Annotated in this window: 15 protein-coding genes and 1 pseudogene; 10 read left to right on the top strand and 6 right to left on the bottom strand. The window is 70.9% G+C overall.

The genetic code is table 11. The features are described 5' to 3' along the window. The first annotated feature begins 466 nt into the window (after positions 1–466). Positions 467–622 (top strand): DUF6131 family protein, encoded by a 156-nt coding sequence (locus ACTMTU_RS12535; protein ID WP_327159851.1) that lies wholly within the window; start codon positions 467–469, stop codon positions 620–622. Positions 623–695: 73 nt separating this feature from the next. After that, positions 696–872: a hypothetical protein gene (locus ACTMTU_RS12530; protein ID WP_441263539.1), complete on the top strand. Its 177-nt coding sequence runs from the start codon at positions 696–698 to the stop codon at positions 870–872. Between the two features lie 71 nt (positions 873–943). Here ACTMTU_RS12530 and trhA read toward each other — a convergent pair whose 3' ends face one another. Then, the gene (trhA, locus tag ACTMTU_RS12525; protein WP_441263538.1) at positions 944–1729 is read right to left on the bottom strand and encodes a PAQR family membrane homeostasis protein TrhA; all 786 of its coding nucleotides are present in this window, start codon (positions 1727–1729) and stop codon (positions 944–946) included. A 338-nt stretch (positions 1730–2067) separates the two neighbouring features. Here trhA and ACTMTU_RS12520 point away from each other — a divergent pair, with 338 nt between their 5' ends. Further along, a complete protein-coding gene (locus ACTMTU_RS12520; RefSeq protein WP_441263537.1) occupies positions 2068–2982 on the top strand; it encodes a DUF1206 domain-containing protein in 915 nt (304 codons plus the stop codon). Between the two features lie 292 nt (positions 2983–3274). On the opposite strand, the gene ACTMTU_RS12515 is transcribed toward ACTMTU_RS12520, so the two are convergent. Then, a complete protein-coding gene (locus tag ACTMTU_RS12515) occupies positions 3275–3535 on the bottom strand; it encodes a hypothetical protein (protein WP_441263723.1) in 261 nt (86 codons plus the stop codon). Between ACTMTU_RS12515 and ACTMTU_RS12510 the strand changes: the two genes are divergently transcribed. Further along, positions 3495–3929, top strand: coding sequence for a pentapeptide repeat-containing protein (locus tag ACTMTU_RS12510; RefSeq protein ID WP_441263536.1), 435 nt, complete (start codon positions 3495–3497; stop codon positions 3927–3929). The genes ACTMTU_RS12515 and ACTMTU_RS12510 overlap by 41 nt on opposite strands. Before the next feature lie 240 nt (positions 3930–4169). On the opposite strand, the gene ACTMTU_RS12505 is transcribed toward ACTMTU_RS12510, so the two are convergent. Beyond that, positions 4170–4370: a hypothetical protein gene (locus tag ACTMTU_RS12505; RefSeq protein WP_159695082.1), complete on the bottom strand. Its 201-nt coding sequence runs from the start codon at positions 4368–4370 to the stop codon at positions 4170–4172. A 452-nt stretch (positions 4371–4822) separates the two neighbouring features. Here ACTMTU_RS12505 and ACTMTU_RS12500 point away from each other — a divergent pair, with 452 nt between their 5' ends. Beyond that, positions 4823–5398, top strand: a complete 576-nt coding sequence (locus ACTMTU_RS12500; RefSeq protein ID WP_441263535.1) for a TerD family protein — start codon at positions 4823–4825, stop codon at positions 5396–5398. Between the two features lie 143 nt (positions 5399–5541). Here ACTMTU_RS12500 and ACTMTU_RS12495 read toward each other — a convergent pair whose 3' ends face one another. Next, positions 5542–6597, bottom strand: a complete 1056-nt coding sequence (locus ACTMTU_RS12495) for a PucR family transcriptional regulator (protein WP_441263534.1) — start codon at positions 6595–6597, stop codon at positions 5542–5544. A gap of 196 nt (positions 6598–6793) precedes the next feature. On the opposite strand from ACTMTU_RS12495, the gene ACTMTU_RS12490 reads away from it, so the two are divergent. The 5 genes and pseudogenes from ACTMTU_RS12490 (at position 6794) to ACTMTU_RS12470 (ending at position 17741) form a co-directional block, all read left to right on the top strand. Beyond that, positions 6794–7438: a hypothetical protein gene (locus ACTMTU_RS12490; protein ID WP_441263533.1), complete on the top strand. Its 645-nt coding sequence runs from the start codon at positions 6794–6796 to the stop codon at positions 7436–7438. A gap of 99 nt (positions 7439–7537) precedes the next feature. Continuing rightward, on the top strand, positions 7538–9616 hold the full coding sequence (locus ACTMTU_RS12485; protein WP_441263532.1) for an SPFH domain-containing protein: 2079 nt from the start codon (positions 7538–7540) through the stop codon (positions 9614–9616). A 262-nt stretch (positions 9617–9878) separates the two neighbouring features. Beyond that, positions 9879–14859, top strand: a pseudogene (locus ACTMTU_RS12480) (DNA repair ATPase). A 191-nt stretch (positions 14860–15050) separates the two neighbouring features. After that, entirely contained in the window at positions 15051–16883 is a 1833-nt protein-coding gene (locus tag ACTMTU_RS12475) for a prolyl oligopeptidase family serine peptidase (RefSeq protein WP_441263531.1), read from the top strand. Between the two features lie 102 nt (positions 16884–16985). Further along, positions 16986–17741, top strand: coding sequence for an SURF1 family protein (locus ACTMTU_RS12470; protein ID WP_441263530.1), 756 nt, complete (start codon positions 16986–16988; stop codon positions 17739–17741). Between the two features lie 406 nt (positions 17742–18147). Here ACTMTU_RS12470 and ACTMTU_RS12465 read toward each other — a convergent pair whose 3' ends face one another. Beyond that, complete coding sequence (locus tag ACTMTU_RS12465; RefSeq protein ID WP_441263529.1) at positions 18148–19173, bottom strand: hypothetical protein; 1026 nt, start codon at positions 19171–19173, stop codon at positions 18148–18150. 101 nt (positions 19174–19274) lie between these two features. Next, positions 19275–19934 carry a SigE family RNA polymerase sigma factor gene (locus tag ACTMTU_RS12460; RefSeq protein WP_159689340.1) on the bottom strand — a complete coding sequence of 220 codons (660 nt, stop codon included), beginning with the start codon at positions 19932–19934 and terminating at the stop codon, positions 19275–19277. Positions 19935–19956 lie beyond the last annotated feature (22 nt).

Raw genomic sequence — 19956 nt, 5'->3', positions numbered from 1 at the left:
CCCGGCCGATGTCGTCCTGGGCAACGAGGAACGCCTACGGTGGCGGGCAGTCACGCGGGCACGGGTGCGCCTGAGGGGCTGACGTACCGCCCCGGTCGCGCGAATGCGGCTGTGGCTGGAGCCTCACGCGGACCCGGAACGGATCCTGGACCGACTCGACCGGGACACGCTCGCACGCGCACGGGACTCGGTCGGTCTGGACCGTCTCCCGGCGGAGGTCAGCCTCCGGGAAGTCCGTCACCGCGTCCATCGGGGTCGACTGAGAATTGTCCGCCATATCCAGGGACGGAATCTCACCCGCCGGCTCCTGGGGCGGCGCGGCCGTCACATCGCACCTGATCGGCTTGTCAATCAGACGGCTTCTGTCCATGCCCGCTGAAAGGGCAGGAGAGTGACAGCCCGACAGGCCACCTCAGCGGGTTGCGCCTACTCTGGAATCGAGGTACCTGCGAGGCCGGAGGTCACCATGATCATTCTCGGGATCATCCTGCTTGTCATCGGGTTTGTGGCCAGCATTTCCATCTTGTGGACGATCGGGATCGTCCTGGTCGTGATCGGGGTCATCCTGTGGATCCTCGGGGCAGTCGGTCACGCGGTCGGCGGACGTCGTCATTACTGGTAGGCGGCTCGGCTCCGAACCGACGCAGCCCCCGTGGTCGGGACCAGGCCGTCCTGCCTCAGGGAGGCGTAGCGCGATGGTCCTCTTCCTGATTCTGCTCGGCAGCGCCATCACACTGATCGTCATCGGCGCTCTCGTGGACGGAATGCCGTACCTGCTCTCCACCGGAGTGCTGCTTCTCGTCGTCGCCGTGCTGTACCTGCTGGTGCGCTCGATACTGCGCTCGTGCCGAGGCAGGCCCGCCGCGTTCTGACGGTGGGGGCCGACCTCGCGGGGCCCTCCGGACAGCCGGCGAGTGGGTAAGGCGGCCCGCACCTCGACCGCTCAGTGAGCGGCAAGAAAGATGGCGATGTAATGGGCGGTGAAGGCTGCCACTGTCAGCGCGTGGAAAACCTCGTGGAAGCCGAACCAGCGGGGGGAGGGGTTGGGGCGCTGCAAGGCGTAGACGACCGCGCCCGCGCTGTAGAGAAGCCCGCCGATCACGACCAGGGAGACCACGCCCACCCCGCCGCCATGCAGGAAGTCGGGCAGGTACCGCACGGGCGCCCACCCCAGAGCCAGGTAGCAGGGCGTGTACAACCAGCGGGGAGCTCCGACCCATAGGACACGGAACGCGATGCCGACCAGCGCGCCCGTCCACACAATCCAAAGCAGGAGGGTCCGCTGGTCCGGGGAGAGCAGGAGAACGGCCAGCGGAGTACACGTGCCGGCGATGATCAGGAAGATGTTGGCGTGGTCGAGGCGGCGCAGAACGGCCTCCCCGAGCGGCCCCCAGGTGTCGAGGTGGTAGACGGCGCTCGTCCCGAACAGCATCCAGGCGGTGACGGAGTACACGGTGCAGGCCAGCACGGCCTGGGGCGTCCCTGCCAGGCAGATGAGGACGATGCCCGCTGCCAGCGATGCGGGGACCATGCCGGCGTGAAGCCAGCCGCGCAGCCTCGGCTTGATCGGGTCCACCAGATCGGCCGTCCGCTCGACCAGGTCGGCCACCGGGCGGGAGCCCTCGGCGGCCTCGTCGCGTTGCGATCCCGAGGAAAGGCCGGTCGAGTCGCGTCCTTTGACAGTCGGTGGGGAAGAAACACTGCGGGCTTCGGCGTCGTCTCGGGACACTGCTTCCCCTCCCGAATCGGACTGCTGAGTATCACGGGCAACCATGTGCGCATGCTTGCTTCGAGGACACTCATAAACGTGCTCCGACCCCCGAATGCGGGTGGTGACTTCCATATGGGACAGCCCTACCGTGGAGACAGAGGGAACAGACCCTGGGATGGTGTCATGCCGGTCAGCCTCGGAGTCCCAGTCCTGGCCGCCACATCGGCCGGCATGGCATCGCGGTCCGCAGACAGCGGGCGCGTCGGGGACGCCTTCGGGGCACCAGCTCCGACCCGCGGGACCCGTCCCGGCCGACGGTGCGCTGTTCAGTGGGGTCCGGCACATGGAGGTGCCAGATGGAGCGCAGTCAGGGCAGTGCAGCTCAGCCCAAGTCGCGGGGGCGGCGTGTGGCCGACAGCCGTGCAGTGGAGGTCGCGTCCAGGGTCGGGCTCTGTGCCCGGGGGGTGATCTACGTGCTGGTGGGGATTCTGGCCGTGCGGATCGGCCTCGGCAGCGACAGCGGCCAGGAGGCCGATCGGTCCGGCGCGGTGGGAACCCTCGGGGAGCAGCCGTTCGGCCGGGCTCTGCTGTGGGCGCTGGTGGTGGGGCTGGCGGCGATGGCGTTGTGGCGGCTGGCCGAGGCGGCATTCGGACAGACGGTGGAGGGCGGCGACAAGTGGAGCCGGCGTCTGGGCTCCTTGGGGATGGCGGTGTTCTACACGGTGATCTGTGTCGGCGTGGTGCAGACGGCGCTGGTCGGAGGTTCCTCCGGGGGCCGCCCCGGAGACGAGACGTCGAAGGAGTACACCGCGCGGGTACTGGATTTGCCGGGCGGACGAGTGATCGTCGCCGTGTTCGGGGCCGTCCTGATCTTCGTGGGCGCCCTGACACTGGTGCGCAGCCTGATGCGGAAGTTCGAGAAGAATCTCCGGACGGACGAGATGCGCCCGGCAACGCGGCGGGTCGTCGCGGTACTGGGCATCGTCGGCGGCGTGGCGTGTGGCGTGGTCGCGGCGGGAGCCGGCTTGTCCGTCCTGCTGGCCGCGGTGCGGTACGACCCCAGCCAGGCCAAGGGCCTGGACGAGACCTTGCGCTCGTTCGCCGCAACCCCCGCAGGGCCCGCCCTGCTGATCGCCGCCGCTGTGGGCCTCCTGCTGTTCGGCCTCTACTCGTTCTGCGAAGCCCGTTGGCGCAAAGCCGCCGAGCACGGGACTCCGGCGGAACAGCCGACCGGTGGGCCGGGCTCGGGGACCCGCCCGAGTACACCCTAGAAGGGCTGGCTCATACGGTACCGCCGCCCGTTCAGCAGACACCTGCCTCAAACTGGGAGCCGTCTTGCTCCCCAAGCCCCCGCTGAACCACCCGAGACCACCGCGTACCGACGCCGTCACCAGGCAAAACGATAAACCGGCCGGTGACGATCCGGACCGAACGTCATTCGGGACGAAGAGGTCGTGGGTTCAAATCCCGCCACCCCGACGCTGTAGTACGAGGTCAGGGCCGGTTTCGTTCAGGGAACCGGCCCTGCTTCGTTGTGCGTGACCACTGCGTGAGTACCGTGCGTCACCATGACTTCGGCCATGCTTTGGCCCCGGCATGCATGGAACATGCCCGCATGAAACGCACGTTGAAGCCATCAAGCTGCTGAGTGCTGACCACCCGACCCAACGCCTCGGCGGCATCTACAGCCTTGAACGGATCATGCGGGACTCGGAGAAGGACCACACGACGGTTGTCGCGGTGCTCGCCGGATTCATAAGGCAGCACGCGCACCGACCGGAAGGTGGCACACCAGACCCCCAGCCCCTCGCCGAGGAGATCCAAGTGCCCTTACGGTGCTGGGAGACGCCCAGCACGGGCAGAACCCACCAGGCTGGACCTCCGCCGCACGAACCTGCGCGGCGCGGACCTCACCCACGCCCGCCTCAGCCACGCCCGCTTGGCCGGCTGCGACCTCAGTCAAGCTGATCTGCGAGACGTCAACCTGGAGAACGCTTGGCTCCCTGGGACCGACCTGACCAACTCATTTCTCACGAGGGCCGTTCTCAGTAGAGTCAATTTGCGAGAGGCAATCTTCATTGGCGCCGTGATCTCCGGCGATCGGATGCAAGACACAGACCTGCGCGGCGCCGATCTACGCAAGGCCAAGGGGCACGACGCCGAGCAATTCGGCACGGCTCTCACTGATGCCACGACAGGCCTGCCCCCAGGGGCATGATCTTTCCCAGGACAATTCCCGCGCCCCGACAGCTGAGACACCAGGCCCGGGTCCTGATGCGCTTAACGGGTCAGGTCTCTGGGGCGTTCCCCCCGGCAGTTCTTGTCCAGGACGGTCTGGTCGCCCGGGCTTCGAGGCCAGGGCGCCGTAGACAAGGGGCCGATACGCGCTGGAGGCCAGCGGTGCCCCGGCATCCTCGTCCAGGAGAACCAACGGGCCGCGGCTACGTGGGTGGCGGCCTCAGGCTTCTTCCAGCGCTTCACCGAACTCACGCAACACCCGTCCGTGATGGCTGTGCGCGAGCTGGTGCCCGACCGCCAAGACCAGCGCCACCGGCCATTCGATGATCTCCGCGGCGGCCAGTACGCCGACGCCTGCGAGAAAGGCGAGCTGCTCAGGAGGGAGCAGTTCGACACGCGTGCCGAACACGTCGAGAGTCACGGTGTTGTGGGTAACAGCGTGCTCAGCCGCCCCACTTGCCGCCCTTGTCTCCGGGCACGAGGCATCGCGCCGGCCAGGGCGAGCGTCCTGGGCGGTGACAGTCGATGCGGTCATGGTTGCCATCCGTTCCATCGTCGAACCTGAAACCATCGACGATGCGTTTTGGCGCTTTTTCCTTTTTATCCACCATATGCCAGGGCGCGCCGACGGTGCATGGCCGAACAGTGACCGCCCTCGTGTCGCCGCCCTCACCTCATCGGGAGCCGAGGGCAGAACCCGGTCCGGCACGACCGCTCCTTCGTCGACGAGGAGGGCGGCCCGGGCCCGGGGAGTGAGACCCGATTGACCCGATCGTGGAAAGGGGGAACCGAAGCGTGGGGCCGGTCGTTGTCCGGTCGGGCAAAGGAATCGTCAAGTGGCGCGGCCCGCGCCGGATTGCGCAGGGGATTTCCATGGGTGTCAGCCTTTCCAAGGGCGGCAATGTCTCGCTCAGCAAGGAGGCCCCGGGCCTGACCGCGGTCGTCGTGGGCCTCGGCTGGGACGTACGCAGCACCACCGGGACCGACTTCGACCTGGACGCCAGCGCCCTGCTGGTGGACACGAACGGAAAGGTCCTGTCCGACCAGCACTTCGTGTTCTTCAACAACCTCAAGAGCCCCGACGCCTCCGTCGAGCACACGGGTGACAACCTCACCGGTGAGGGCGAGGGCGACGACGAGCAGATCAAGGTCAACCTGGCCGGCGTGGCCGCAGAGGTCGACAAGATCGTGTTCCCGGTCTCGATCCATGAGGGCGAGAGCCGCAGCCAGTCCTTCGGCCAGGTGCGCAACGCGTTCATCCGCGTCGTCAACCAGGCCGACAACAACGAGCTCGCGCGTTACGACCTGAGCGAGGACGCCTCGACCGAGACCGCGATGGTCTTCGGCGAGCTGTACCGCAACGGTGCGGAGTGGAAGTTCCGCGCCGTCGGCCAGGGTTACGCCTCGGGCCTGCGGGGCATCGCGCAGGACTTCGGCGTCAACATCTGATCCGACCCGGTCCGGCTTTCCGGTGTCCGGTCCGCTTATCGCGGACCGGACATCAGGGCCGGGAGGTCAGGCCGGGAGGTCAGGCCGGGACGTCAGGAGCGCCTCGAGGCGGGGCCAGGCCCCGGCCCCACGACCGCGGTCGCCTAGAGCTCCTTCGCCGGCCAGTCGAGCAGGCGCGCCCCTATCGCCGCCGTCTGCAGCGTGTAGCGGTGCTGAGGATCCGTGGGGTCGGAGCCGGTCAGCCGGTAGATCCGATCCAGCCGGTACGTCAGGGCGCGCACGCTGAGCCGCAGCGCCCGGGCCGCCTGCGCGGCGACGCACCCCGCGTCGAAGTAGGCGTGCAGTGTGTCCAGCAGCGGCTGCGCGCCGCCCCTCGCCTGCTGAAGCGGGCCGAGCGCACTGTGCACCAGGTCCGCCATGGCCTCCCTGTCACGTGCCAGCACCGGGAAGACCAGCAGGTCCGCCGCGTGCAGGACCGGTTCGTCGAGGCCGATGCGGTCGGCGAGGTCGAGGGCGTTGAGGGCTTCCTCGTACGAGCGGACGACGCCGCCCGTGCCCGGATGGGCGCGGCCTATGGCCGCGCGTCCGCCGTCCGTCGCAGCGTGCGCCTGCTTGGCGAAGTACCGCACGACCTCCTCCTGGTCGGCCGGCACCACGCAGATGAGCCGGCCGTCCTTGGTGGTCAGCAGGATCCGGCGGTCCCCGAAGCGGCTGAGCAGGGCCGCGTCCACGGAGCGCGTCACCGGATGCGTGTCGTCGTACGGTTCAGGGCCGGCGGCGACGGCGACGGCGTGCGCGTGGGCGAGCCGCAGCCCGAAGCGTTCGGCACGCTCAGCCAGTCGGCCCGGGTCGCTGCGTCCGTACAGCAGGTCGTCGATGAACTCCCGCCGTGCGGCTTCCTCCTTGCGCACCGCCAGCCGCTGCGCCCGCTCGTAGCCGCCCGCGAACGCGTCGATGGCCTGCTCGACCGCTGCGAGCACGCTCTCCGGCGAAGTGGTCCGCGGCCATGACGCCCTGGTGGCCGCCAAGTGCCGGATGACCAGGGCTCGTAGGCCGTGACCGGACTCGGCGGCCTGCTCGCCGAGCGCCCGGCGGCCCTCCACCTCGTCGCGGGTCAGCCGGCGTCCTGTCCGGCCGACCTCGGCCAGGATCTCCGCGTACCCCGAGAGGTACTCCTCCGGAACCTCTATGACTGTCATGCGCGTCCCCCACTGATCCCCGGAACCATTCGGCCGCCGACTGCGTCACGCGGCGGTCGTCCGGCATCAAGAACGCGTAAAGACTGCCGGAATCCGGCAATGCGAGCAACTACTGATCACTGCGACGATGGGGCCGCTCGGGAGCACGGGATGCTCCTGATGCTGTGAATCGGCAATGGGATACGGGGGTCGAACGGTGAACGAGTTCCTGTCGGCCGCCTTCTCGTTCCCCACCCTCCTGTTCAGCGCCGCGCTCGCCGTGGTCTTCGTCTTCTGGCTGCTCGTGCTTCTCGGCGTCGCGGAACACGGCACCTTCGACACCGACATCGAGCCGTCGGGCATCGGCGGCGCCGGCCTCGGCGGGGTGCCGGTCTCGGTCTCCGCGTCGCTGCTGATCACCTTCGCCTGGTTCACCAGCCTCACCGGATCGGTACTGCTGCGCCGGTCCTCCCTCGCCGGCGTCCCGTACGCCGCCCTCGCCTGCGCTGTTCTCATCACCGCGGCGCTCGTCGCCTGGTGGGTCACCCGACGCCTGGTGCGCATCCTGGTCAGGCTGTTCCCCGAGGAACGCGGGCCGTCCCGGCAGGACTTCGTCGGCATGACGTGCACCGTCCGCACCGGGCGGGTGGACGCGCGCTTCGGCCAGGCGGAGGTCGCTGCCCGGGACGGCTCCACCGCCGTCGTGCAGGTCAGAGCACTGGGCGCCGAGGATGAGGAGCCTCTCGCCGCCGGTTCCACGGGGCTGCTCTACGCGTACGACGAGACCGGTGAGTTCTTCTGGGTCGCGCCCTTCCCTCAGTTCGGTGAACTGCCCGGCGCAGGCTCCTCGTCCGCTTCCTGACCTTCCGTCACCCGGCAGTTCGTGGCGCGACCACGTTCGCGACCGCACCGCCTTCCCCGCTCGCCACTCGTACCTCACCTCTCACGCGAGGGATTCCTCATGGATGCCATCACTGTGGGCATCGGCGTGCTCATCGCCGTCGTACTGCTCATCGCCGTAGGTCTGCTGCTGATCGTCTCGAGACTGTTCCGCAAGGTCGAACAGGGCAAGGCTCTGATCGTCTCCAAGATGCGGAAGGTGGACGTCACCTTCACCGGGCAGATCGTGCTGCCGGTCCTGCACAAGGCCGAGACCATGGACATCTCGGTAAAGGCCATCGACATCACGCGGACCGGCCGTGACGGTCTCATCTGCCGCGACAACATCCGCGCCGACATCCGGATCTCGTTCTTCGTCCGCGTCAACAAGACCGTCGAGGATGTCATCAAGGTCGCTCAGGCCATCGGCACCGCGCGGGCCAGTGACAAGGAGACGCTGCAGGACCTGTTCAACGCCAAGTTCTCCGAGGCGCTCAAGACCGTCGGCAAGCAGATGGACTTCACCGACCTCTACACCAAGCGCGACGAGCTCCGGGACCGGATCATCCAGCTCATCGGCACCGACCTCAACGGCTACAGCCTCGAGGACGCGGCGATCGACTACCTGGAGCAGACGCCGCTCTCCCAGCTCGACCCGTCCAACGTCCTCGACGCCCAGGGCATCCGGAAGATCACCGAGATGACGTCCGTCGAGCATGTGCGCACCAACGAGTTCCAGCGCACGGAGGAGAAGGAGATCACCCGGCAGAACGTCGACGCGCGCGAGGCCATTCTCGAGCTGGAGCGCCGACAGGCCGACGCGGAGATCAAGCAGCGCCGCGAGATCGAGACGGTGCGCGCCCGTGAGGAGGCGGAGACCGCGCGGGTCATGGAGGAAGAGCGGCTGCGGGCCCAGAGCGCCTTCCTGCGGACCGAGGAGCAGCTCGGCGTGCAGCGCGAGAACCAGGCACGCGAGGTGGCCGTCGCGGAGAAGAACCGCGAGCGGGTGATCGCCATCGAGAACGAGCGCATCGAGAAGGACCGGCTGCTCGAGGTCATCGCGCGTGACCGTGAGACAGCGCTGACCAGGATCGCCGCCGACAAGGAGGTCGAGGCGGAGCGGCGGGAGATCGCCGAGGTCGTGCGTGAGCGGGTCGCGGTGGACCGTACGGTCGCCGAGCAGGAGGAGTCGATCAAGCGACTGCGCGCGGTGGAGGAGGCCGAGCGCGAGCGGCAGGCGATCATCATCGCGGCCGAGGCCGAGGCCCAGGAGAAGCTGGTCAAGGACATCAAGGCGGCGGAGGCGGCCGAGCAGGCCGCGGTGCACCGGGCGGCGGAGGAGATCACGCTCGCGGAGGCCCGGGTCAAGTCCGCGGACCTCGACGCCCGCGCCAAGCTGCGGCTCGCCGAAGGCATCCAGGCGGAGGCCGCGGCGGCAGGTCTCGCGGCCGTCCAGGTCCGCGAGAAGGAGGCCGACGCGATCGAGAAGGCCGGCCGTGCCGAGGCCGGCGCCGAGCAGGCCCGTCTGCTCGCGGAGGCGGAGGGCGTACGGGCGAAGGGCGCGGCACACGCGGCGGCCATCGGCGACAAGCTGAAGGCGGAGGCGGCGGGCCTCACCGAGAAGGCCGCTGCGATGGCGGCGCTCGACGAGGCGTCGCGCGGGCACGAGGAGTACAGGCTGCGCCTCGAGGCGGACAAGGACGTCCGGCTGGCGGGGCTGGAGGTCCAGCGGCAGGTCGCGCAGGCCCAGGCGACGGTGCTGGCCACGGGGTTGGAGAACGCCGACATCAGCATCGTCGGCGGGGAGTCCGTCTTCTTCGACCGGCTCATGTCGTCGATCTCGCTCGGCAAGGGCGTGGACTCGTTCGTGCGGAACTCGGAGACGGCGCAGACGCTGGCGAAGCCGTGGCTGGACGGTACGTCGAGCTTCACCGACGACCTGACGTCGGTCCTGGGTTCGGTGTCCACCGGTGATGTGCGGAATCTGACGGTGTCGGCTCTGCTGATGCGGCTGATGAAGTCGGGCGGCGGCGCGCAGCTCAAGCCGCTGCTGGACATGGCCGACCGGCTCGGTCTCGCCGACACCCCGGTCGGGGCGCTCGCGGACGGTCACGTACCGGCCGGCGCCACGACGGTCAACGGCTCGGCCCCGGCCGCCTGATACCGCCCGCACACGGACCGGTGCTGCCGGACGGGGGTCAGCAGCGCCGGGCGGGTGCGGGTCGGGTCCTGCCGTCCGGGGTGGCGTACGGCGCCGCCACGGACGGCCGGGACGCCCACACACCTCTCGTGGCCGGACGGCATCCCCACCGGCTCCGGCCGGAGATCGCCCGGCCGGGAAGGGGCCGGCCCAGAAAAGCCCCTCCGTTCCCGGCAGACGTACCTCGGGCCGCGTGCCCCGCGCAGGAAGCGAGCACAGCCACATGACCACGCACACCGCCGAAGAGCCGCACGCCGGCAGCCCGGACTCCGGTACGTACGAGGTGCTGCGCGACCGGCTCGGCGCACAGGCCTCGGAGCTCGCCCGGCGGGCCGAGGAGCTCAACACCCGCCGCATCGAGACCTTCGGCTCGATGGAGCTGCGGCTCACCGGCACCGAGCACCTCCGTACGGAGAGCAACAGCATGCCGCGTGACGTCGTCGCTGTCGGCGACCGTCTGCTGCTCGGCCACAACGTGTCTCCGGGGCTGCGGGCTCGCACCACGGTCGGTGATGTCTTCGCCGTCCATGACCGCGAGTTGAACCGGCTCGCGGAGGACGCCGTGCCCGGCCTCCTCGACGACCCGGACTTCCGCGGTGAGTTCGAGGCGCTGCACCGCTACTACCAGGGCGCCCGTCTCCTCCGGCTGCGTCGCGTCGACGGCCGGCTGCTGGCCGTCTTCCGTACCGGCGACAAGGCCGACGACATCCGGGTGCTGCGCTGGGAGCTGACGCCGGACGGGGCCGCGCGTTTCCTCGACGCGCGGGGCGAGCGCGACCATGTGCTCCCGCCGTCCCACGACTTCGAGTGGACGGCCGCCACCCGCGACGACCATGTGCTCGGCCGCCATCCGCACGTGTCCGTCGGCGGTGAGGTGTTCGTCTCGACCGTCGGAGGCTTCCTGACGGTGAAGACCGAGGACGACACGGAGACGGCCGAAGGCATCCACGCCGAGCCGGTCGTCGAACCGCTCCAGTCCCTCGGGGACGCCGGGATCGAGCACGCCCGCGTCGGTCCGCTCGTCCTGCTGCGCATCCGCCCGTACAAGGAGGAGGCGTACCGCCACCTCGTCCACAACACGGTCACGGGGACGGTGGTGCGGCTGGACGGCATCGGGCAGGCGTGCCGCAGGCTGCCCGAGGACCAGGGCATCGTCTTCCCCGGCGGCTACTACCTCACGGCGAGCGGCACCGCGCGGACCTTCGACATCGACGCCGGGCTGATCGGCGCGCTCGAGTTCGAGCGGACGGTGCGGTCACCGAACGGCGAGGACGTGATGTTCGTCTTCCACGCCCGTGTGGAGGGCCGGAGCCTGCTGCTGCCGTACAACGTGATCCGCAAGTCCGTCGCCACCCCGCTGCTCTGCCGGGGCTACGCCCTCTTCGAGGACGGCACGCTGCTGGTGCTGCGCGCGGACGGCGAGGAGCCGGGCAGGGTCCACCCGGCGCAGCGCTGGCAGTCGCCGTTCGTCTCCGACACCTACGCCGCGGCCCGCCCCGCCGGGGAGGGTCCGCTGGCCGTCGTCGGCAACGCGGACCTGGTGCGCGGCATCTCCGACTGTCTGTCCCTGGCCGGCGCCGTCACAGAGACACAGGACAGTCCCACAACCGGCGCCTACGAGGCGCTGTTGGCAGCCTGCGCCCGTGCCATGGACGCGTACCACTGGCTGGCCGATCCCGAGCTGGGCGACCTCGGCAGCCCGCTCGCCGGGGTGCGGGCGACGGCCGAGCAGATCGTCACCGAGTACGAGACCGTGCGGGAGCTGGACGGCACAGGCCTCCCGCGCGCTGGACGAGGCGGCTGCGCGGATCGCGGGACAGGTACGCCGGCTGCGGGGCGGGACGCCGCGCGGCGCGGGCGAGTGGGTCGAGGGGCTGACCGGGCTGCGCCGCGCACAGGGCGAGCTGATCACGCTCAAGGAGCTGCGGTACGCCGACGCCGGCCGTATCGACGCTCTCGCCGCCGACACCGACGCCGATATCGCCTCCTTCGCGCAGCGGGCCGTGGCATTCCTCGGGCGCGAGGACGCCTTCGCGGGGTACCACGTCGAGATAGAGCGGCTGACGGCGGAGGCGGAGGCGATCCGGACCGTCGCGGAGGCCGCACCGGTCGGCGAGCAGCTCGACGCGCAGGCGGAAGGGCTGCGTACGGTCACCGAGGTGGTCGCCGGCCTGGACATCGGTGACGCGGTCGTCCGAACCTCGGTCCTGGAGCGGATCGCGGAGGTGCTCGGCGGTCTCAACCGGGCCCGGGCCACGCTCGACGGTCGCCGCAGGGAGCTCCTCGCCCGCGAGGGCATGGCGGAGTTCGCCGCGGAACTGGCCCTGCTGGGGCAGGCGGTGACCGGTGCGCTCGCGGTCGCCTCCGTCCCGAAGGCATGCGACGAGCAGCTCGCCGCGCTGCTGCTGCGGCTGGAGAACCTGGAGTCGCGGTTCGCCGAGTCCGACGACTTCCTGGCGCACCTGGGCGCGAAGCGGACCGAGGTGTACGAGGCGTTCGCGTCCCGGCGGCAGACCCTCCAGGACGCGCGCGCCCGCCGCGCCGAGCGGCTGGCCGGTTCGGCGGAACGGGTCCTGGAGGCCATCTCCCGGCGCCTCTCGTCCCTCGGCGACACCGACGGGATCAACACCTACTTCGCTTCCGACCCGATGGTCGCCAAAGTCCGCCGCACCGCGGAAGAACTGCGTGAACTGGGCGACGGCGCGTGGGCGGAGGAACTCGAAGGGCAGTTGAAGGCCGCGCGCCAGGAGGCGGCACGGGCCCTGCGCGACCGGACCGAACTGTACGCGGACGGCGGCTCCGCGATCCGGCTCGGCCGTCACCGGTTCGCGGTGAACACCCAGCCGTTCGAGCTGACGCTCGTGCCGCAGGGCGACGGACTCGCCTTCGCGCTCACCGGCACGGACTACCGCTCACCGGTCACCGACGCGGCAGCTCCCGGCTTCGCGGACACCCGCCCGTACTGGGAGCAGACGCTGCCCTCGGAGAACGCGTCGGTGTACCGCGCCGAGCACCTGGCCGCCCGGCTGCTCGACGAGCACGGCGCCGCGGCCCTGGCAGGCGCCGAACTCACGGACCTCGTACGGAAGGCGGCCGAGGCCTCCTACGACGAGGGCTACGAGCGCGGTGTGCACGACCACGACGCGGCCCTGATCCTCGGCGCGCTGCTGCGGCTGCACGAGCGGGCCGGGCTGCTGCGCCACCCACCGGGGGCGCGGGCCACGGCGCAGCTGTTCTGGGCGCACGGCACCGACGAGGCCCGGCGCATCGCGTGGACGCGGCGGGCGTTGTCGCTGGCGCGGGCCCGGGAGACGTTCGGTCTGGCGCCGGCGATCGGCGCGTTCCGGGCAGAGATGGCACAGGAGATGGGGGACACGCTCGCCGCGGAGTACCTCTTCGAGGAACTCACGTGCGGCCCTGACGGGTTCGTGACGAGCACTTCCGCGCGCACGCTGCTGGAGAAGTTCCGCCGCACGGTGGGCACATCCGCCTACGAGGAGGACGTCGATGGCCTCCGCGACGACCTCCCGGCCCGGCGGCAGGTCGTGGAGAACTGGCTGGGCGCCTACACCGAAGCGACCGGCGCCGACACCACCGACCTCGCGGAGGCTGTCGCGGTCGAGCTCTGCCCCGGCCTCGCCCGGTACGAGTGCGCGGCGCAGCTCACCGAGCATGTCGAAGGACTGCTGGGCAGCCACCCGCGTATCGAGCGCCGGTCGATGACCGTACGGATCGACGAACTGCTGCCTCGCGCACGGCATTTCCGGGAGCAGGTGACTCCCGGGTTCCGCGCGTACCAGCGGCGCAGGACCGCCTTGGCGGCCGCCGAGCGGGACATGCTGCGACTGGACGAACACCGGCCGCGGGTGATGCCGGCGTTCGTGCGCAACCGTCTCATCGACGAGGTCTACCTGCCGCTGATCGGCGACAACCTGGCCAAGCAGCTCGGCACGGCCGACGAGTCCCGGCGCACCGACAGCAACGGACTGCTCCTGCTGGTCTCCCCGCCCGGCTACGGCAAGACGACGCTCATGGAGTACGTCGCCGACCGGCTCGGTCTGCTCCTGGTCAAGGTCAACGGCCCCGCGCTGGGCCATGCGGTGACCTCGCTGGATCCCGAGGAGGCGCCGAACGCGACAGCCCGCCAGGAGGTCCAGAAGATCAATTTCGCCCTGGAGGCGGGCAGCAACGTTCTGCTGTACCTGGACGACATCCAGCACACCTCGCCCGAGCTGCTGCAGAAGTTCATCTCCCTGTGCGACGCGCAGCGCCGCATGGAGGGCGTGTGGCGGGGCACGACCCGCACCTACGACCTGCGCGGGAAGCGCTTCGCGGTGTGCATGGCGGGCAATCCGTACACCGAGTCGGGGCAGCGGTTCCGGATCCCGGACATGCTCGCGAACCGTGCCGACGTGTGGAACCTGGGTGACGTGCTGACGGGCAAGGAGGACGTGTTCGCACTGAGCTTCGTCGAGAACGCGCTCACCTCCCACCCACTGCTGGCTCCCCTGGCGGGCCGCGGCCGGACCGAACTGGAGCTGCTGGTGCGCCTCGCGTCCGAGGACGCGACCGTGCGGGCCGACATGCTCGGCCACTCCTACGCACCGGCCGAGCTGGAACAGATCCTTGCGGTGCTGCGGCATCTGCTGACCGCCCGGCGCACGGTCCTCGCCGTGAACTCCGCGTACATCGCCTCCGCGGCGAGCAGTGACGAGACCCGCTCGGAACCGCCGTTCCGGCTCCAGGGCTCCTACCGCAACATGAACAAGATCGTGGAGCGGATCAGCCCGGTGATGAACGACGCCGAACTGGCCGCCGTGATCGAGGACCACTACACGGGCGAGGCCCAGACGCTGACGACGGGCGCCGAGGCGGCCCTGCTCAAGCTGGCGGAGCTGCGGGCGACGCTGACCGGGGAACAGAAGGCGCGCTGGGAGGAGATCAGGACGCGGTACGTGCGCGCCCAGGCCCTCGGCGGACCGGACGGCGACCCGATGGCACGGGCCGTCGCCGCTCTCGGGCTGCTCGCCGACCGGGTGGCGGCGGTCGAGTCCGCCATCACGCGGGCCGCTGACCCGCGCCACCTCCTCGCACGGCCGCAGGGACACCATGCGGCCTCCCCGACGGACCCGTCTGGGCCCTTGGGGCTTTCGGGGCCGCCGGGGCCGCCGCCGTCCGGCGGGGGGCCTGTGGCAGCCCGGTAACCGCCTGCTGCGCCATGTGCCGCCGCGGCCTTGACGGGGACCTTGACGGCGAGCCTTGGCGGGCGAGCCCTGGCGGGGCAGCCGGGTGACCTGCCGCTGCCGTGGTCGTTCCGGCGGCCGGGAAGCAGGCTGCGGGCGAAGTTATCCACAGGCTGCGGAGGACGCGGGCGAAATCCGCTTTCATTGGGGGCATGAGCGACGCACCCACCACGCCCGACATGCCCGTCAGCCCTCCCGTGCCCGACTGGGAGAAGCGGTTCCGGGCGCCGCGCGTCTCGCTGCCCGACTGGGCGGAGGACGCACCGGACCGTTCCCTCTTCGTCTCGAACGCGACGGGGACGTACGAGCTGTATGCCTGGGACCGGTCCACGGGCGAGCAGCGCCAGGTCACCGACCGTCCGAACGGTACGACGGACGGCATACTCACCCCTGACGGCGAGGCCGTGTGGTGGTTCTCCGACACCGACGGCGACGAGTTCGGCATCTGGATGCGGCAGCCGTTCCACGGCGGGGACGACGTGCCCGCCGCGCCCGGCCTGGAGCCCTCCTACCCGGCGGGTCTCGCCATCGGCCGGGACGGCACCACCGCCGTCGTCGGCCGCTCCACCGACGAGGACGGCACGACGATCCATGTCGTACGGGAGGGTGCCGCGCCCGTCGAGATCTACCGGCACCGTGAGTCGGCGGGGGTGGGCGACCTCTCGCACGACGGCTCGCTGCTCGCGATCGAGCACACCGAACACGGCGACGCCATGCACTCCGCGCTGCGCGTGACCCGCCTCGACGGCAGCACGGTCGCCGAGCTGGACGACACCCGCGGCGGCACGGTGGAGCTGGGCCTCGAGGTCCTCGGCTTCGCGCCGGTCGACGGCGACACCAGGCTGCTCGTCGGGCACCAGCGGCGCGGCCGATGGGAGCCCATGATCTGGGACATCGCCTCCGGCGAGGAGACCGAGCTCGGCATCGAGCTGCCGGGCGATGTGAACGCCGAGTGGTATCCGGACGGTTCCGCGCTGCTGGTCGCCCACAGCTTCGAGGCCCGCGGCGAGCTGTGGCGCTACGACCTGGCGACCCGCGCGCTGACGCAGATCGAGACCCCGGCCGGCTCGGTCTCGGGCGCGACGGCCAGGCCGGACCGCACGGTGGAGTACCTGTGGTCGTCGGCGGCCCAGCCGCCGAGCGTCCGCTCGACCGGCGGCGGCGTGGTCCTCGACCCGCCCGGTATGAAGGCGCCCGCCTCGGTGCCGGTCGAGGACGTCTGGGTCGAGGGCCCCGGCGGCCGTATCCACGCCCTGGTGCAGAAGCCGGCCGGTACGGAGGGGCCGCTGCCCACGGTCTTCGAGATCCACGGCGGCCCGGCCTGGCACGACAGCGACGCCTTCGCGGCGGGCCCCGCCGCCTGGATCGACCACGGCTACGCGGTCGTCCGTGTGAACTACCGGGGCTCCACGGGCTACGGCCGCGAGTGGACGGACGCGCTGAAGCACCGCGTCGGACTGATCGAGCTGGAGGACATCACGGCGGTCCGTAAGTGGGCGGTCGGCTCGGGCCTCGCCGACCCGGCCAAGCTCGTCCTGGCGGGCGGCTCGTGGGGCGGCTATCTCACCCTGCTGGGGCTCGGCACCCAGCCGGAGGCGTGGGCGGTCGGCCTGGCGGCGGTCCCGGTCGCCGACTTCGTCACCTCGTACCACGACGAGATGGAGAACCTGAAGGCGCTGGACCGCACTCTGTTCGGCGGCAGCCCGGAAGAGGTGCCGGAGCGTTACGAGGCCTCGTCACCGCTGACGTATGTGGACGCGGTCCGGGCCCCGGTCTACATCTCGGCCGGTGTCAACGACCCGCGGTGCCCGATACGGCAGATCGACAACTACGTCGACAGGCTGGCGGCCCGCGGCGCGGTCCACGAGGTGTACCGGTACGACGCCGGGCACGGCTCGCTCGTGGTGGAGGAGCGGATCAAGCAGGTGCGGCTGGAGATCGACTTCGCGGAGAGGCATCTGAAGGGGGCGGCGACGCAGCGGTGACCTGACGGGACAGGCCGGCCCGTCGGCGGCGCCGACCCGTCGGACCGGCCTGTCGACGGCCCCGGCACCGAGAACGGCCGAGGTGTTCCGTACCGTGGAGGGGTGTACCGATTCCTGCTGACGCCCCGCTGGTGGGGGATCAACGTCTTCGTCCTGCTGGCGATCCCGTTCTGCGTCTTCATGGGCTCGTGGCAGCTGGGCAGGTTCGAGGACCGCGTCGACTCCCACCGTGAGGCGGAGCGGAAGCCCGGCGCGGACCAGAAGGCAGCGCCGCTGGACGAGCTGCTGCCCGTCGACAAGGAGACGTCGGGCCGACTGGCCACGGCGTCGGGCCGGTACGGCGAGCAGTTCCTCGTCCCCGGGCGGGAACTCGACGGCAGGCGCGGCTCGTACGTGTTGACGCTGCTGGAGACGGACAACGGCCGGATGCTGCCCGTGGTCCGCGGCTGGATGCCCGAGGGCGGCCGGGCCCCGGCCGCTCCGGCGGGCGAGGTCATGGTCACGGGAGCGCTTCAGGCCTCCGAGTCGACGGGCAGCGACGGGGTGCACACGGCCGGCGGTCTGCCGGCCGGACAGCTGGGCATGATCAGCGCGGCGTCACTGGTGAACCTGGTGCCGGACGACGTGTACGACGCGTGGGTCACGCTGTCGACGGCGGACAGCGGCCTGACGGCCGTTCCGGCGTCAGCACCGGAGAACAGCGGCCTCGACCTCAAGGCCTTCCAGAACCTGGGCTACACGGGCGAGTGGTTCGTCTTCGCGGGCTTCGTGCTCTTCATGTGGTTCCGCCTCGTCCGCCGCGAGGCGGAGGCGGAGCGGGACCGGGCGCTCGGCCTGGATCCCGAGACCGCCGCCTGACGATCCGGCCTGCCGCATGCTCCCGGTCGGGAGGCTCGGGCCCCGATCCTGGCGGGCTCCGGCACACCGGCGCTGCCCGGCACCCGACGACGTAATTCCTGCCGGTCCTGCCCACCGCCCTGTCCAACGGCTCGGCTCCGCGACCCCAGGCGCGTCGGGTCCCGGCCACCGGCGCTGACCTGCCGCCCCGCGGACCTGCGCACCGACGCCCATGGGTCCGACCACCGGCGCGGCCCCGCCCTGCCCCGCCTGCCCCGCCTGCCCGGCGGACACCGGCGACCGCCACCCCACCCTGCCCGGCGGACCTAGGAAGCGGCGCCATCTGCCCGGCGGGCCCTGGGAGGCGCCGCCGCCTGCCCGGCGACGCGGCCCGGCCGTCAGTCCCCGTGAGCCCGCGGCGTGGACGTCACTGGCCCGTCAGCACACCCGTGTGGTAGATCGTTCCGGCGCACGCGTTCGGGACGAGCGACTGTCCGTACACGCCGCCGCCCAGCGCCGAGTAGGTGACCGTCACGCTGCCCTCCTTGACGCCGTCCTCCGTCATGAGCTGCGGCTCCGCCGCGCTCCCGCCGGTATCGCCGGTACCACCACCCTGGCCGCCGCCGCCCCCTGAGACGTCACCTTCGGTGGGTGACGGGTCGGGCGAGGGTTCCGCGGTCGGGCAGGTGTCGGAGGGGACCCAGGCGAACTTCATCGCGAACGACGCGGACGCCATCGCGACCGCCACGTCCGTGTCCGAAGGCGACGGGTCGGGCAGACCGCCCGCCGCGTCGCCCGCGACGTGACGCACCACGCTGATCCGCGCCTGGTCGGCCGCGCCGGACGTGTGGAAGCCGATCGTGGATCGACCGATGATGCAGTCGGTGGTTGAGACATTGGTGACGCGGAAGGTGCCGTACACCTTGCCCTCGCCGTCCGGTGCGCCCGTCTCAGTGGAGACGCTCAGCTGCCCGGCCTCACAAGTCTGCATCTCGCCCACAGCGGGCGGCTGGACCGCGCCGGAGCCGCCGTCCCCACCGCCGCTGGGCTGCGCGGCCGGCGGGTTCGCTCCGGTGCTGGGGCCCGGCGGCACCGCCGGCCCGGTGCCCTGCGTGGGCCCCTTGGTGCCGTTGTCCCCGCCGGTGACGCCCGGGGCGTTGCCCGTGCCGCCCTGGGCCTGTTCGCCGTGCCCGGCGTTGACCGGGTTCGCGCTGCCGCTGCCGTTCGAGTGGACGAACGCGGGGACGGCGGTGCCGATCAGCAGTGCCGCGGCGGCCGCTCCGACGAGTGCCTGCCTCTTGCGTGCCCGCCGCGCCGGTACCGCCCTGCGCAGGTGGTCCAGCGCGCCGGCGGAAGGCTGGATGTCCTCGACGACACCGTGCAGCAGCCGCCGCAGCGCGTCCTCGTCGGTCCCGATCTCCGTGCCGAGGTCATCGGTCGGCCCGTTGTTCACAATCTCGTTCCCAGTCCGGTCGTCAGACGGCCCGTCCGGCCCGTAATGCCCAGCGCTCTGCTCGCGCTCGCGTTCATGCTCGTGCTCGCGTTCGTGCCCGCTCATTTGGTGGCCTCCATGGCGACGCGCAACGCCGCGATACCCCGTGAGCCGTACGCCTTCACCGAGCCGAGTGAGACTCCGAGGGTCTCGGCGACCTGTGCCTCGGTCATGTCGGCGAAGTATCGCAGCACCAGCACCTCGCGCTGACGCCGCTGAAGCCCGCGCATCGCCTTGATGAGCGCGTCCCGCTCCAGCTGGTCGTACGCGCCTTCCTCGGCGCTCGCCATGTCGGGCATGGGCTTCGAGAGCAGCTTGAGGCCGAGGATGCGCCTGCGGAGCGCGGAACGCGAAAGGTTGACCACGGTCTGCCGCAGGTAGGCGAGCGTCTTCTCCGGGTCACGCACGCGGTTGCGCGCCGAGTGGACCCGGATGAAGGCCTCCTGGACCACGTCCTCGCAGGAGGCCGTGTCGTCGAGGAGCAGCGCGGCGAGACCCAGCAGCGACCGGTAGTGGGCGCGGTAGGTCTCGGTGAGGTGGTCGACGGTGGTGCCCGTGGCCATGGCGTCGTCAGCGCCCTGCCGCTGGGACGGGACGCGTGACGTCCGCGAAGCGGGCATGGGAGCGATCACCGGCATGCCGCCGGCCGGGCGGGGCCGGCGGAGCGGGCGCACTGCTGCGCCTCGTACCGGGACCCTTGCGATGTCGAGAACCTCTGCCACGCCAGTTGGACACGCTTCCCCC

The sequence above is a fragment of the Streptomyces sp. OZ13 genome (genome assembly GCF_052068155.1).
Lineage (GTDB): Bacteria > Actinomycetota > Actinomycetes > Streptomycetales > Streptomycetaceae > Streptomyces.
This window is presented reverse-complemented; position numbering and strand designations above follow the sequence as displayed.